General features: G+C 74.5%; 13 protein-coding genes. 7 read left to right on the top strand and 6 right to left on the bottom strand.

From position 1 onward, the window contains the following. Positions 1-91 precede the first annotated feature (91 nt). From OG406_RS29225 to OG406_RS29195, 7 genes are read left to right on the top strand one after another with little or no spacing between them, the layout of a single operon-like run. Positions 92-1,243 (top strand): ADP-ribosylglycohydrolase family protein, encoded by a 1,152-nt coding sequence (locus OG406_RS29225; protein WP_266612912.1) that lies wholly within the window; start codon positions 92-94, stop codon positions 1,241-1,243. Beyond that, positions 1,240-2,697, top strand: coding sequence for an ADP-ribosylglycohydrolase family protein (locus OG406_RS29220; protein WP_267050529.1), 1,458 nt, complete (start codon positions 1,240-1,242; stop codon positions 2,695-2,697). Before OG406_RS29225 ends, OG406_RS29220 begins: the two co-directional genes overlap by 4 nt. Positions 2,698-2,704: 7 nt before the next feature. Next, positions 2,705-3,874, top strand: coding sequence for an ADP-ribosylglycohydrolase family protein (locus tag OG406_RS29215; protein WP_329188600.1), 1,170 nt, complete (start codon positions 2,705-2,707; stop codon positions 3,872-3,874). Beyond that, on the top strand, positions 3,862-5,226 hold the full coding sequence (locus OG406_RS29210) for an ADP-ribosylglycohydrolase family protein (protein WP_267050531.1): 1,365 nt from the start codon (positions 3,862-3,864) through the stop codon (positions 5,224-5,226). The genes OG406_RS29215 and OG406_RS29210 overlap by 13 nt, the downstream gene beginning before the upstream one ends. Continuing rightward, positions 5,223-6,119, top strand: coding sequence for a ribokinase (gene rbsK / locus OG406_RS29205; protein ID WP_266612918.1), 897 nt, complete (start codon positions 5,223-5,225; stop codon positions 6,117-6,119). Before OG406_RS29210 ends, rbsK begins: the two co-directional genes overlap by 4 nt. Next, positions 6,116-7,318 carry a CaiB/BaiF CoA transferase family protein gene (locus OG406_RS29200; RefSeq protein ID WP_267050532.1) on the top strand — a complete coding sequence of 401 codons (1,203 nt, stop codon included), beginning with the start codon at positions 6,116-6,118 and terminating at the stop codon, positions 7,316-7,318. The genes rbsK and OG406_RS29200 overlap by 4 nt, the downstream gene beginning before the upstream one ends. Further along, complete coding sequence (locus OG406_RS29195) at positions 7,315-8,154, top strand: HpcH/HpaI aldolase/citrate lyase family protein (protein ID WP_267050533.1); 840 nt, start codon at positions 7,315-7,317, stop codon at positions 8,152-8,154. The genes OG406_RS29200 and OG406_RS29195 overlap by 4 nt, the downstream gene beginning before the upstream one ends. A gap of 61 nt (positions 8,155-8,215) precedes the next feature. Here the strand turns inward: OG406_RS29195 and lgt are convergent, their stop codons facing one another. From lgt to trpC, 6 genes are all read right to left on the bottom strand, one after another. Next, a complete protein-coding gene (gene lgt / locus OG406_RS29190) occupies positions 8,216-9,319 on the bottom strand; it encodes a prolipoprotein diacylglyceryl transferase (protein WP_266849065.1) in 1,104 nt (367 codons plus the stop codon). A 144-nt stretch (positions 9,320-9,463) separates the two neighbouring features. Beyond that, positions 9,464-10,240: a DsbA family protein gene (locus tag OG406_RS29185; protein WP_081216688.1), complete on the bottom strand. Its 777-nt coding sequence runs from the start codon at positions 10,238-10,240 to the stop codon at positions 9,464-9,466. A 103-nt stretch (positions 10,241-10,343) separates the two neighbouring features. Further along, positions 10,344-11,159, bottom strand: a complete 816-nt coding sequence (gene trpA, locus OG406_RS29180; RefSeq protein ID WP_164371573.1) for a tryptophan synthase subunit alpha — start codon at positions 11,157-11,159, stop codon at positions 10,344-10,346. Beyond that, positions 11,156-12,448 carry a tryptophan synthase subunit beta gene (trpB, locus tag OG406_RS29175; RefSeq protein WP_326843381.1) on the bottom strand — a complete coding sequence of 431 codons (1,293 nt, stop codon included), beginning with the start codon at positions 12,446-12,448 and terminating at the stop codon, positions 11,156-11,158. Before trpB ends, trpA begins: the two co-directional genes overlap by 4 nt. A 203-nt stretch (positions 12,449-12,651) precedes the next feature. Beyond that, positions 12,652-12,882 (bottom strand): tryptophan biosynthesis modulator TrpM, encoded by a 231-nt coding sequence (gene trpM, locus OG406_RS39460; protein ID WP_164371618.1) that lies wholly within the window; start codon positions 12,880-12,882, stop codon positions 12,652-12,654. A 229-nt stretch (positions 12,883-13,111) separates the two neighbouring features. Next, the gene (trpC, locus tag OG406_RS29165; protein ID WP_164371571.1) at positions 13,112-13,921 is read right to left on the bottom strand and encodes an indole-3-glycerol phosphate synthase TrpC; all 810 of its coding nucleotides are present in this window, start codon (positions 13,919-13,921) and stop codon (positions 13,112-13,114) included. Positions 13,922-14,048 lie beyond the last annotated feature (127 nt).

Genomic DNA, 14,048 nt, shown 5'->3' with positions numbered 1-14,048 from the left:
CTCTTGTCAACCGCCAAGGTGGGACAGATCCGCAAAGGGTTCCGCGCCCGCACTCCGCGCACCTGCAGGGGCCCTGAGAGGAGAGGCACGTATGGCTTCCATCGCCTGCATTCCCTCGGCCCCGGTTCCCGGGAGCGCCGCCGGTCTCCGTGACCGGGCCCGCGGCGCACTGCTCGGACTCGCCGTCGGGGACGCGTTGGGCGCCCCCGCCGAGAACATGAAGCCGTCGGAGATCCGTGCCCGGTGGGGCCGGATCACCGGGTACGTCGCCGAGCATCCGGCCGGCACGGACGACACCGAGTACGCGATCTTCTCGGGACTCCTGCTGGCCCGGCACGGGTCGGCGCTCACCGTGGCGCACGTCGAGTCCGCCTGGCACCAGTGGATCGCGGACCTCGACGAGGGCCCGTTCCGCGGGGCCGGATTCAGCGAGCGCGGCACGCTGGAGAACCTCCGCCGGGGGCTGGCGGCACCCATCTCCGCCCAGCACCGGCACGCCTGGAGCGACGGTCTGGCCATGCGCGCGGCCCCCTTCGGGGTCTTCGCGGCCGGGCGGCCCGCCGAGGCCGCGCGGCTCGTGGCGATCGACGGCTCGGTGAGCCACGAGGGCGAGGGCATCTACGGCGGCCAGGCCGTCGCCGCGGGCGTCGCCGCCGCGATGGCCGGCGCTCCCACGATCTCGGTCGTCGCCTCCGCGCTGGCCGTCATCCCGGACGACTCGTGGACGGCCCGTTCGCTGCGCCGCGCGGTCGCGGTGGCCCACCGCGGCGAACGGGCGGTGCGCTCCGCGGTGGTGATCGGCGGCTACCCCTGGACCGACCTCGCGCCCGAGGCGGTGGCCCTCGCCTTCGGGGCGTACGCGGCCGCGGACGGCGAGTTCACCGAGTCCGTGCTCACCGCGGTGAACATGGGCCGCGACGCCGACACGACCGCCGCGGTCGCCGGGGCGCTGGCGGGCGCGACCCGGGGCGCGTCGGCGATCCCGGCGGCCTGGGCGTCCGCCATCGGACCGGCCCGCGGCAGCTGCCTCCCCTCGATGGAGGGCCACCACATCCTGGACGTGGCCGAACTCCTGACCCCGGAGTCCGGGGAGAAGTGGCGGGCCGCTCCGGCCGCCGACCCTCATGTGGCCCGACCACCCGACGCCTGCGCGCCCGCGACTCCCCCGGGGCCCCCTCTCCTCGGCACCGGGGCCGGCGCGCGCACCCCTGACGCGGCCTTCGACGGCGAGGTGCGGTCGTGAGGCCCCGCCCGGCCGGGGACGCCTCCGGTGAGCACGCGGGCGAGGGAGCGGCGCCGGCGGGGGCCGCCGCCTTCCTGCCGCCGTCCGTCGCGGCGGGAGAGGCGGAGACGCCGACCCTCCTCGCGGGGAACCCGCCGACGGTGGCTCCGGCCGGTGGTGCCGAGCCCGGGACGGTCGGATTCACCGCGGATACGGTGTCCCCCCTGCGCGCTCCCGAGCCGCCGACGAACGCCGGCGACGCCCGGAACCGGGTGACTCGCCCGGAGGAGGTCACCGGCGACGCGCCGGCCGGGCCGGGCACGCCCGGTGAGCCGCCCCGGCGGATCGAGGGGCTGCTGCTCGGGCTGGCCGCCGGTGACGCCGCCGGGTGGCCCGCCGCCCGGCACCGGGCCGCGCGGATGCCGGAGTGGACGCGGCGGCTGACCCGCGAACTCGACACCTTCGCTGAGCAGAACGCCACGACGACCCTCCCCGTGCCGATCGCCCTGAACCAGCCCCCGGAGCCGCTGCGGCTCGGACCCTCGGACGACGCCGAGTGGGCGGCGTTCGCGGCGGAGGCCGTACTGCGGGCCGGCGAGACCGCGGCCCTCGGCGACATCGGCCACGAGCGCCGGATGCGCGCGTCCATCGACCTGTCCTGGAACGCCGTGGCCAGCGAGGTCGCCGCCGCGGCGGACCGCGCCCCCGAGGTCGAGTCCGCCCTGCTCCCCCTGCGGGCCCGCATCTCGGTACGGGCGGGACTCGGCAACCTCGCCACCGGGCTGCGCCCGCCCGCCACCGGTCACGACAACCCGCACTACTTCGACGACGCCGCCTGCGTCCGGGCCTGCGTGCTCGCCGTCGCCCATCCGGGAGAGCCCCGACTCGCCGCGGAACTGGCCGAGTTCGACGCCCGCTACACCCAGGACGGCGACGGGGTGCACGGAGCCCGCGCGATGGCGGCCGCGGTGTCCCTCGCGCTCGCCGGGCATCGCGTCGAGACCTGCGTGGACGCCGCCCTCGCCGAACTCCCGGCCGGTACGGAGATCGGCCGCAACGCCCGGCACGCCCTCGCCCTGGCCGAGGGCAGCGAGAACGCCTTCGCCCTGGTGCCCCTGCTGGAGCACCAGATCGTCGACCACGTCTACAGCTACGGCATCGCGGCGGCCGAGACCGTCCCCGTCGCGCTGGCCCTCGCGATCGCCTCGCGCGGCCGGATCGCCGAGGCGGTACCGGCCGCCGCCTGTCTGTCCCGGGTCGCCGACTCGGCCCCGGCCCTCGCCGGGGCGCTCTGCGGGGCGCTCGGCGGGGGCGCGGCGCTCCCCGTCTCCTGGCGCGAGGCCTGCCGCACCCTCTCCGGCTGCGCCCTTCCGCGACTGACCGGCACCGATCTGATCGGGCTCGCCGAACTCCTCGAAGCGGCGGGACGCGCCGACCCGCTCGATTCCCCGGAACTGGCCACCCCAGAGGGATGATTCGGGCATGACGCCCAAAGGAGTAGGAACCGGAAGCCTCGACGAGCGGATCACCGGAGCCCTCGTCGGAGCCGCCGTCGGCGACGCGCTCGGCGGTCCCGTCGAGGGGTACTCCCCCGACCAGATCGCCGAGCGCCACGGCGGCCGCGTGCACGGTGTCGTGGGCCCCTGGAACGGCGACGACTGGCCCACCGCCCGCCCCATCGCCCCGTACCACAAGGGCGACGGACACGTCACCGACGACACCCTCATGACCCACGCGCTGGTCCGGGTCTACGCCGGCGTCCGCGACCACCTCGACGCCTACTCCGTCGCCACCCACCTGGTCCCGGACCTGATGACGACCCCGCGCTGGATCCCGGAGCTGGAGGCCGAGGCGCTCCCCCTCCAGCGGATCTTCCTCGCCGAGAAGTGGCTGGTGGCCCGGCTGCACTACGGCCACGTCGACCCCCGCGAGGCGGGCTCGGGGAACATCGTCAACTGCGGTGCCGCGATGTACATGGCCCCGGTCGGCCTGGTCAACGCGGCGAACCCGGCGGGCGCGTACGCGGAGGCGCTGGACGTCGCAGGCGCCCACCAGTCCTCGTACGGACGCGAGGCGGCGGGGGTGTTCGCGGCCGCCGTCGCCGCCGCCTGCGCACCCGGCGCGACCCCCGACTCGGTCGTCGCCGCGTGTCTGTCCCTGGCCAAGGACGGCACCCGCGACGCCGTCGAGGCGGTGTGCGAAGTCGCGTCCCGGTACACGGACTTCGAGTCGGCGCTCGTCCCGCTGCGCCGGGCGGTGGCCCCCTACGACACCGTCGGCCCCGACTACCGGGCCCCCTCCCTCGGCGCGCGACGGCCCTCCCGCCTGCACTCCATCGAGGAACTCCCCGTCGCGCTCGGCATGTTGATCGTCTCCGGCGGCGACTTCCGGCACGCGGTGCTCGGCTCGGTCAACTACGGGCGCGACTGCGACTCCATCGCCACCATGGCCGGGGCCGTCGCCGGAGCGCTGGGCTCCACCGTTCCGCACGACTGGGCGAAGACGGTCGCGGAGGCCAGCCGTCTCGACCTGGACGCCCCGGCGCGCACCCTCACCGAGGTGACGCGGGAGATCTTCGGCCGTGACGTCGAACGCCGCCGGGCCCACGAGGCGGCGTACGCGACGCTGACGGGAACCCCGTGCTCCGGCTGACCTGGGTGCAGCCCGAGGACCTCCTCGGCCACGAGCTCCACCAGGCTGCCCAGGACGGCCGCGACGCCACCTCCGTCGCCGCTCGCTGGGGCGCCGCGGGCGGCGGACAGGCCCCGCCGCGCGCGGGCGCCTCGGCGGTCCCGGCATCGCCGTCGCTGCGCCGGCTGGCCCTCGACCTGCTCGACGAACTCGACGCGCTGCCCGCCCCGTCGGCCGACGACGAGCCGACGGAACTGCCCCTGATCAGGGCCCGCTGCCCGCAGTGGCCGGCCCCGCCGTCCCCACCCGCGCCCCCTCCCGGCCCGGCCCGGCTGGAGGCCGCCTGGCTGGGCCGGGCCGTGGGCTGTCTGCTCGGCAAACCCGTGGAGAAACTCCCCCTCGACGGCATCCGGGCCCTCGCCCGGGCCGCGGGCAACTGGCCCCTCGACTCCTGGTTCACCGCACGGGGCGTCCCGCGGGACCTGCTGGACGAGCACCCCTGGAACCGGCGCTCCGCCCCCACCTCCCTCGCCGAGAACATCGACGGCATGCCGGAGGACGACGACCTCAACTACCCGCTGCTGAACGTCCTGTTGCTCCAGCGCCACGGCAGGGACTTCAGCACGGCGGACGTGGCGCGGCTCTGGCTGGACGAACTCCCCGCCGGCCGCACCTTCACCGCCGAACGCGTCGCCTACGGCAATCTGCTGGCCGGCGTCGAACCCCCGGACACCGCCCGCCGGCGCAACCCCTTCCGGGAGTGGATCGGCGCCCTGATCCGCGCCGACGTGCACGGCTGGACCAACCCCGGCGACCCGGCCGGGGCCGCCGCACAGGCCCACCGCGACGCCGTCCTCACCCACACCGCCAACGGCGTCTACGCGGCCATGTTCATCGCGGCCGTCATCGCCGAGGCCGCCGGCGGCGCGAGCGACGTCCACACCTGCCTGCGCACCGGGCTCACCGTCGTCCCGCCCGCCTCCCGGCTCGCCCGGGCGGTCCGGCACGCCGTCCGACTGGCCTACGCCGCGGCCGACTTCGATGCCGTCGTCGACGAACTGCACGCCACCCACCGCGGCTACCACTGGGTGCACGCCGTGCCCAACACCGCGCTGATCGCCGCCGCCCTCACCCACGCGGACGGCGACTTCGGCGCCTCCGTGTGCCGCGCCGTCTCCGGCGGCCTGGACACCGACTCGAACGGCGCGACGGCCGGAAGTGTCGCGGGCCTGCTCGCCGGTGACCCCGCCGCCCTGCCCGACCGGTGGACGAGCCCCCTCAAGAACCGGCTCGCCACCTCCATCGGCGACTTCGACGGCGTCGGCTTCGACGCCCTCGCCCACCTCACACAACGGGAGACCGTTCGCCCATGACCCATATCGCCGTGCTCGGCAGCACGAACATGGACCTCGTCGCGTACGTCGCCAAAGCCCCGCAGCGCGGAGAGACGGTGACGGGCCGCGAGTTCCGCACGATCCCCGGCGGCAAGGGAGCGAACCAGGCGGTGGCGGCCGCCCACGCGGGAGCCGACGTCTCGCTGATCGGCGCGGTGGGCGCCGACGCCTTCGGCACCCAACTCCGCTCCACGCTGGAGCACTTCGGCGTGAACACCGACCGTCTGCGCACCATCGAGGGCCCGTCCGGAACCGCCCACATCGTGGTGGACGACGAGGGCGCCAACGCGATCGTCGTCATCCCCGCCGCCAACGGCACCATCACCGCCCTCGCGCCGGGCGACGAGGGGCTCATCGCCGGCGCCGACGCGCTCCTGCTGCAGCTGGAGATCCCGCTGGAGGCCGTCGTCGCGGGCGCCGAGGCCGCCCGGCAGCACGGCGTGCGCACCATCCTCACCCCCGCCCCCGCCCAGTTCCTGCCGCCCCGGCTGCTGTCCTCCGTCGACCTGTTGGTCCCGAACCAGCACGAGGCCGCCGCCCTCACCGGGTTCACCGACCCGGCCGGAGCCGCCGCCGCCCTTCTCGAACAGGTCCAGGAGGTCGTCGTCACCCTGGGCGCGGCCGGCTGCCTCTACGCGGCCCGGGGCGCCGAACCCCTCACCGTGCCCGCCCCGGAGGTGACCGCCGTGGACTCCACAGGCGCCGGCGACACCTTCGTCGGCACCCTCGCGGTGGCACTCGCCGAGGGCCGGGCGATGCCGGAGGCGCTCTCCTGGGCGTCGTCGGCCGCCGCTCTGTCGGTGCAGCGGCACGGCGCGACGTCGTCGATGCCGTACCGCTCGCAGATCGACGCCGTCCGGTCCGGCTCGTGAGCGCCCGACCGGAGGGGGGCTCCCTCGACGGCCTGCGCGTCCTCGACCTCGCGACCCTGTTCGCGGGCCCGCTCGCCGCCACCCTGCTGGGCGACTTCGGCGCCGAGGTCGTCAAGGTCGAGCACCCGAGCAAGCCGGACCCGTCCCGGGGCCACGGCCCCTCCAAGGACGGCATCGGTCTGTGGTGGAAGCTCCTCGGCCGCAACAAGCGCACGATCACGCTCGACCTGTCGAAACCCGGCGGCCGGGCCACCCTGCTCCGGCTCGCCGCGGACGCCGACGTGATCGTCGAGAACTTCCGTCCGGGCACGCTGGAGAAGTGGGACCTCGGCTGGGAGGAGCTGTCCGCGGCGAACCCCCGGCTGATCCTCGCCCGGGTCACCGCCTTCGGCCAGTTCGGCCCCTACGCGCGCCGTCCCGGCTTCGGCACGCTCGCCGAGGCGATGAGCGGCTTCGCGGCGATCACCGGCGAACCGGACGCGCCGCCGACCCTGCCCCCGTTCGGCCTGGCCGACTCGATCGCCGGGCTGGCGACCGCGTACGCCGTGCTGACCGCGCTCAACGCCCGCGACCGCACCGGCGAGGGCCAGGTCATCGACATGGCGATCATCGAGCCGATCCTGACCGTGCTCGGCCCGCAGCCCATCTGGTACGACCAGCTCGGTCACGTACAGGCCCGCACCGGCAACCGCTCGGCGAACAACGCGCCCCGCAACACCTACCGCACGGCGGACGGCTCCTGGGTCGCCGTCTCGACGTCGGCGCAGTCGGTCGCCGAGCGGGTGATGCGGCTCGTCGGCCGTCCGGACGTGATCGACGAGCCGTGGTTCGCGACCGGCGCGGAGCGGGCCCGGCACGCGGACGTCCTCGACGGGGCGGTCGGCGCCTGGATCGCCCGGCACAGCCGGGACGAGGTCCTCGCGGAGTTCGAGAAGGCGGAGGCGGCGGTGGCCCCCGTCCAGGACGTCCGGGACGTCATGACCGACCCGCAGTACCAGGCCCTGGACTCCGTCACCACCGTCGACGATCCCGAGCTGGGCCCGCTGCGCATGCAGAACGTCCTCTTCCGGCTCTCGGCCACGCCCGGCGCGATCCACTGGGCGGGCCGCCCGCACGGCGCGGACACCGACGCCGTGCTCACCGAACTCGGCCTGACGGGGCCCGAGATCGAGGCGCTCAGAGCGGAGGGCGCGCTGTGACGGCGGAGCTGCCGCCCCTCACCTACCTGTACGCGCCCGGTGACCGCCCCGAGGTGGTGGCCAAGGCCCTCTCCTCCGGTGCGGACGTCGTGCTCGTCGACCTGGAGGACGCGGTCGCCCCGGACCGCAAGGGGTACGCCCGTGCCGCCACCGCCGAGCTCCTCGCGCAGCGGCCCCCCGTCCCGGTGCACGTGCGGGTCAACGCCCTCGACGGCCCGTTCGCCGACACCGATCTGAAGACCCTCTCGCCGCTGCCCGGCCTGTCCGGTCTGCGGCTGCCGAAGGTCACCTCGCGCTCCGACGTCGTCCGGGTCGCGGAGAGCGCGACCCCGGCGGAGGGCGGCGCGATCCCGCTGTACGCCCTGCTGGAGACGGCCCTCGGCGTCGAGCAGGCCTTCGACATCGCCTCGTCGCACCCGGCGCTGCGGGGCATCGCGATCGGTGAGGCGGACCTGTGCGCCGACCTCGGCATCCGCGGCGAGACGGGCCTGGACTGGTCCCGGGCCCGGGTGATCGTGGCCGCCCGGGCGGCCGGACTGCCGCCGCCCGTCCAGACGGTCTACCCCGACATCCGCGACGTGGAGGGCCTCGCCGCGTCCTGCGCGCACGGGCGCGCGCTCGGCTTCCTCGGCCGCGCGGCCATCCACCCCCGCCAGCTCCCCGTCATCGAGCGGGCCTACCTCCCCACTCCCGCCGAGATCGACGCGGCCGAGGCGGTCGTCGCGGCCGCCGCCGCGGAACCGGGCGCCCAGGCGCTGCCGGACGGCCGCTTCATCGACGCTGCGGTGGTCACGGGGGCCCGTCGCACCCTCGCCCTGGCCCGGCGCACGGTCTGAACGACGCGAAGGGGGCGCCGCGTCCTGGAACGCGGCGCCCCCTTCGGCGTACGGGCGGAACTCAGCTCTTCTTGGCCGACCCGGCCTCGTCCCGGGACGAGGCCGACGACGCGGACGGGGCGTCGGACGCCTCGTCGGGCTCCGTCGCGGACTCCGTCCGAGCGGCGGACGCGTCGGCGTCGGTGGGCTCCCCGGAACCGGCGGAGTCCTCTGCGGCGGGCTTGTCGAGGCCGACCGCCCCGGCGTCGGCCGCGTCCTTGCTGTCGGCCTTCTCGGCGTCCGTCCCGGTCTCGCCCTCCGTCCCGGCGGGGGCCGTCGACGTGTCGGCGTCGGAGGGGGCGTCCGGACCGGCGCCGGGCTCCACGACCGCCTCGCGGCCCGGACGCATCCGGGACGAGAGCACGATGTACAGCACCGCGAGGAGGAAGACGCCGATCGCGGTCCAGTCGTTGAGACGCAGGCCCAGGATGTGGTGGGCGTCGTCGACGCGCATGTACTCGATCCAGAACCGGCCCACGCAGTAGGCGGCGACGTACAGCGCGAAGGCGCGTCCGTGGCCGAGCGTGAAGCGGCGGTCGGCCCAGATGACCAGCAGGCCGACGCCGATGCACCACAGCGACTCGTACAGGAACGTCGGGTGGTAGTAGCCGGGGACGCGGCCGTCCGTCGAGGACGTGATGTGCAGCGCCCACGGGAGGTCCGTCGCCCGGCCGTACAGCTCCTGGTTGAACCAGTTGCCCCAGCGTCCGGCCGCCTGCGCGAAGGCGATACCGGGTGCGACGGCGTCGGCCCACGCGGGCAGCGGGATGCCCCGGCGGCGGCAACCGATCCAGGCGCCCACCGCGCCGAGCGCGATCGCGCCCCAGATGCCGAGGCCGCCCTCCCAGATCTTGAAGGCGTCCACCCAGTCACGGCCGGCGCTGAAGTACAGCTCGTAGTCCGTGATCACGTGGTAGAGGCGGCCGCCGACGAGGCCGAACGGCACGGCCCAGACCGCGATGTCCGCCACCGTGCCGGTCCGGCCGCCCCGGGCGATCCAGCGCCGGTTGCCGAGCCAGACGGCGAGGAAGACGCCGATGATGATGCAGAACGCGTAGCCGCGCAGCGGAATGGGGCCGAGGTGCAGCACACCGCGCGACGGGCTGGGGATGAAGGCAAGTTCCATGGCAGGGTCGACGCTACCGTGCCGGACGCCACCGACGGCGGGCAGCCCTGCAACGGGTCCATAACGTGCTGTGACCCACGGGCCCCCGACGGCCGGTGCCCCCGGCCCGTCCGACAGGCCGGGGCACCTGGGCCGAGGGGCGGCTCAGCCCTTGTTCTCGGCCTCGACCATCTGCTTCAGCTTGGCGGGGGTCATCGACTGGTCCGCGTAGATGTTCTTGCCGCCGAGGAGCACCGTCGGCGTGCCGTTGAAGCCGCTGCTCTGGAACGCGGCGTTCGACTTCGTGACCCAGCTGTCGTGCGTCCCGTCGTTCACACACTTCTGGAACGCGGGGGTGTCCAGGCCGTCGACCTTGCCGGCGAGCTCGATGAGCTTGGCGTTGTCGGCGAAGGTGTCCTCGGTCTCCTGGGGCTGGTTCTCGTAGAGCACGTCGTGGTACGCGCTGAACTTGCCGGCGTCCTGGGCGCAGGCCGCGGCGTTCGCCGCCTGGCGGGAGCCGCTTCCTCCCATGTTCCCGTCGATCAGCGTGACGAGGTGGTACTCCACCTTGAGCTGACCGGCGTCGACCAGCTCGTGGATGGTCGGGCGGTACGTCGTCTCGAAGGCCTGGCAGGCCGGGCAGCGGAAGTCCTCCCAGACCGTGAGGGTCGACTTGGCGCCGTCCTTGCCGACGGGGATGGCGAGACTGTCCTTGCCGGTGGCGCCCGAGGGCGTCACGACCGGGCCCGCGGCGTCGCTCTTCTTGTCCTTGCCCGAGTTGGCGGCGACCACGCCGATCACGGCCGCCAGACCCAGCACGCAGACCACCGAGGCCCCCACGATCAGCGCGCGCCGGCGCTTCTCCGAGGTCTTCTGCTTCTCTCGCTCCGCCGCCATCCGCTCGCGGGCGCTGCGCTTTCCGTCACGGTTCTTCTCGCTCACATCCGGCAGAACGAACCGGGGAGGCGCAGCGCGCCTCCCCGGTCCAAGGTCCACCCGTTCGAGTGAGCGTATTGTCCGTTACGTACGGACACGCTCTCCGGCGTCACGCCGTTCCGCGCACGCCCTTCGCGAGGTCGCCGGCGAGCGCGCGGACGGCGTCGAGACCGGCCGCCTCGTCCGGGGCGTCCAGCATCAGCTTCACGAACGCGGAGCCGACGATCACGCCGTCGGCGAAGCCGGCCACCTCGGCGGCCTGGGTGGCGTTCGAGACGCCGAGGCCGACGCAGACGGGCAGGTCGGTGGTCGCCTTGGTGCGCGCGACCAGTTCCTGGGCCTGCGCCCCGACCGAGGCGCGCGTTCCGGTGACGCCCATCAGCGAGGCCGCGTAGACGAAGCCGCTGCCCGCCGCGGTGATCTCGGCGAGCCGGGCGTCCTTGCTGCTGGGCGCGACGACGAAGACGGTCGCGAGGCCGTGCTTCTCGGCGTGCTCCCTCCACAGGGCCGACTCCTGCACGGGCAGGTCGGGCAGGATGCAGCCCGCGCCGCCCGCCTCGGCGAGCTCGGCGGTGAACCGCTCGACGCCGTAGCGGTCGATGGGGTTCCAGTACGTCATGACGAGGACCGGCCTGCCGGTGGCCGCGAAGGCCTCCCGGACCGTCCGCATCACGTCCGCGATCTTGAGGCCGCCTCGCAGGGCGATGTCGTCGGCGGTCTGGATGACGGGCCCGTCGAGGACGGGGTCGCTGTGCGGCAGCCCGACCTCGACGATGTCGGCGCCGCCCTCGAAGACGGCCTTGACGGCGGAGATCCCGCCGTCGACGGTCGGGAACCCGGCCGGCAGGTAGGCGATGAGGGCGGACCGGCCCTCGGCCTTCGCGGCGGCGAGCGTGTCGCTCAACAGCTGGATGTTGCCGCTCACTTGGCGTCCCCTTCGATCTCCGCGTGCTCGCCCTCGGCGTCCGCGGGGACGACGGCGTCGGCCCCGGTCTCGTACAGGCCGAAGTAGCGGGCGGCGGTGTCCATGTCCTTGTCGCCGCGCCCGGACAGGTTGACGACGATCAGCCCGTCCTTGCCCAGCTCCCTGCCGACCTCCAGGGCCCCGGCGAGGGCGTGGGCGCTCTCGATGGCCGGGATGATGCCCTCCGTGCGGGAGAGCAGCCGCAGGGCCTGCATCGCCGCGTCGTCGGTGACCGCGCGGTACTCGCCGCGGCCGCTGTCCTTGAGGTAGGCGTGCTCGGGGCCGATGCCGGGGTAGTCGAGTCCGGCCGAGATCGAGTAGGGCTCGGTGATCTGGCCCTCCTCGTCCTGGAGGACGTACGACCGCGATCCGTGCAGGATGCCGGGCTCGCCGGCGGTCAGCGTCGCCGCGTGCTCGCCGGTCTCCACGCCGTGGCCGGCCGGTTCGCAGCCGATCAGGCGGACGTCGCTGTCGGGGATGAAGGCGTGGAAGAGGCCGATGGCGTTCGAGCCGCCGCCGACACAGGCGATGGCGGCGTCGGGCAGCCGTCCGGCGCGCTCCAGGATCTGCCGGCGGGCCTCGACGCCGATGACGCGGTGGAAGTCGCGGACCATGGCGGGGAAGGGGTGCGGGCCCGCCACCGTGCCGAAGAGGTAGTGGGTGCGGTCGACGTTGGCGACCCAGTCGCGGAACGCCTCGTTGATGGCGTCCTTGAGGGTGCGCGAGCCGGACTTCACGGCGATGACCTCGGCGCCGAGCATCCGCATCCGGGCCACGTTCAGCGCCTGGCGCTGGGTGTCGATCTCGCCCATGTAGATGGTGCATTCGAGGCCGAACAGCGCACAGGCGGTGGCCGTGGCGACGCCGTGCTGGCCGGCGCCGGTCTCCGCGATGACGCGGGTCTTGCCCATGCGCTTGGTGAGCAGGGCCTGGCCGAGCACGTTGTTGATCTTGTGCGAGCCGGTGTGGTTGAGGTCCTCGCGCTTGAGGAAGACGCGTGCGCCGCCCGCGTGTTCGGCGAAGCGCGGCACCTCCGTCAGGGAGCTGGGGCGTCCGGTGTAGTGGACGAGCAGGTCGTCGAGTTCGCGGGCGAACTCGGGGTCGGACTTCGCCTTGTCGTACTCGACGGCGACCTCGTCCACGGCGGCGACCAGCGCCTCCGGGATGAACTTGCCGCCGAACGCGCCGAAGTAGCCCTCGGCGGTGGGGACTTGACCCTCGGGGTCGGGAATGAAGAACTCGCTGGGCATGCGGTTACCTCGCAGGGGCGACAGCCCCGGTTTCGGGTCGGACAGGGGTCACGGCAGCCGGACGCACCCGCGCTCCGCCGTCACCGACGTGCTCGTCGGTGACACCGCCGCCCCGCCGCGTGTCCCTCCGGACCGCGACGGACGTGCTGTCACGGGAACGGGGGTGGCGGTACCGGCCGGTCCGCCCGAGGGGAGGACCGTGTTCAGCCCGCCTGTGAGGTGGGGCCGGCCGGACGGGGCGGGAGCGCGCGTACGCGCTCGGGCCATCGCATGCCGTTGACCTGACCCGGCTCGTCGCCGATGACGTAGCGGACGCGGCGTCCGTGGACGCGGCGGGCGGGGGCCCGGCAGCCGCGCGGACGGCAGCCGCGGGCCAGCCGCGCGTAGGGATCGCGGGCCGAGGAGGCGGCGGGGAGCGCCGCGCCGGACGGCACGAGGGGCCGCCCGGTCCCGGAGCGGCCGGGAAGGTCGAGGGGCCCGTCCGGCGCGGCGGACGGGACGGAGTCCCCGTCGTCCGTGCGCGGTACGGGCGATCCGACGGGAGACCGGAGAAGATCGCCGGACCGGTCCGGCAGGGCCGACCCCGCGCGCGCCGGTACGCCGTCGGGGCGGGAGCCCGGACGGGGTACGGCGGCGGCGAGGGTCGGGGTGGTCACCGGCGGGTCAGTCCCGTCCGTGCCGCAGCGCCGGGTGGGCACCGGCGGCGACGAGGTCGGAGACGGCGGTCTTCGGGTCGCGGCCGGTGACGAGGGACTCGCCGACGAGGACGGCGTCGGCGCCCGCGTTGGCGTACGCGATGAGGTCGTGCGGGCCGCGGACACCGGACTCGGCGATCTTGACGAGGTCGTCGGGGATCTCGGGTGCGACGCGCTCGAAGGTGGTGCGGTCGACCTTCAGCGTCTTGAGGTTGCGCGCGTTGACACCGATGATCTTCGCTCCGGCGTCCACCGCCCGCTCGACCTCGTCCTCGTCGTGCACCTCGACGATCGGCGTGAGTCCGATGGACTCGGCGCGCTCGATGAGGGACTCCAGGGCGGGCTGGTCGAGGGCCGCGACGATGAGCAGCGCCAGGTCGGCGCCGTACGCGCGGGCCTCCCAGAGCTGGTACGACGTGACGATGAAGTCCTTGCGCAGGACCGGGACGTCCACGCGGGCGCGGACGGCCTCCAGGTCGGCGAGCGAACCGCCGAAGCGGCGCTGTTCGGTGAGGACGGAGATGACGGCCGCGCCGCCCGCCTCGTAGTCGGCCGCCAGGGCCGCCGGGTCGGCGATCGCGGCGAGCGCGCCCTTGGAGGGGCTGGACCGCTTGACCTCGCAGATGACCTTGACGCCGTCGCCTCGCAGGGCGGCGACGCCGTCCTTGGCCGCAGGAGCCTTCGCCGCGCGCTCCTTGAGCTCGTCGAGGCTGACGCGCGCCTGCCGCTCCGCGAGGTCGGCACGGACTCCGTCGATGATCTCGTCGAGCACACTCACGCGAGCGGCCCCCTTCCCTGCGGTGGACGGTTGAAGCGGTGGAGCAGTCGACCCGGGTTCTCCGTCGCTGACGGAAAAGTGGGTCACTGCGATGGTATCCGGAGGAAGGCGTAGCCCTCGCATCCGG

The sequence above is a fragment of the Streptomyces sp. NBC_01428 genome (genome assembly GCF_036231965.1).
In the GTDB taxonomy this organism is placed as follows: Bacteria; Actinomycetota; Actinomycetes; order Streptomycetales; family Streptomycetaceae; genus Streptomyces.
This window is presented reverse-complemented; position numbering and strand designations above follow the sequence as displayed.

Coding starts and splice junctions, on each gene's coding strand:
- OG406_RS29225 (WP_266612912.1), top strand. CDS start 92: ATGGCTTCCATCGCCTGCATTCCCTCGGCCCCGGTTCCCGGGAGCGCC.
- OG406_RS29215 (WP_329188600.1), top strand. CDS start 2,705: ATGACGCCCAAAGGAGTAGGAACCGGAAGCCTCGACGAGCGGATCACC.
- rbsK (WP_266612918.1), top strand. CDS start 5,223: ATGACCCATATCGCCGTGCTCGGCAGCACGAACATGGACCTCGTCGCG.
- lgt (WP_266849065.1), bottom strand. CDS start 9,319: ATGGAACTTGCCTTCATCCCCAGCCCGTCGCGCGGTGTGCTGCACCTC.
- trpB (WP_326843381.1), bottom strand. CDS start 12,448: ATGCCCAGCGAGTTCTTCATTCCCGACCCCGAGGGTCAAGTCCCCACC.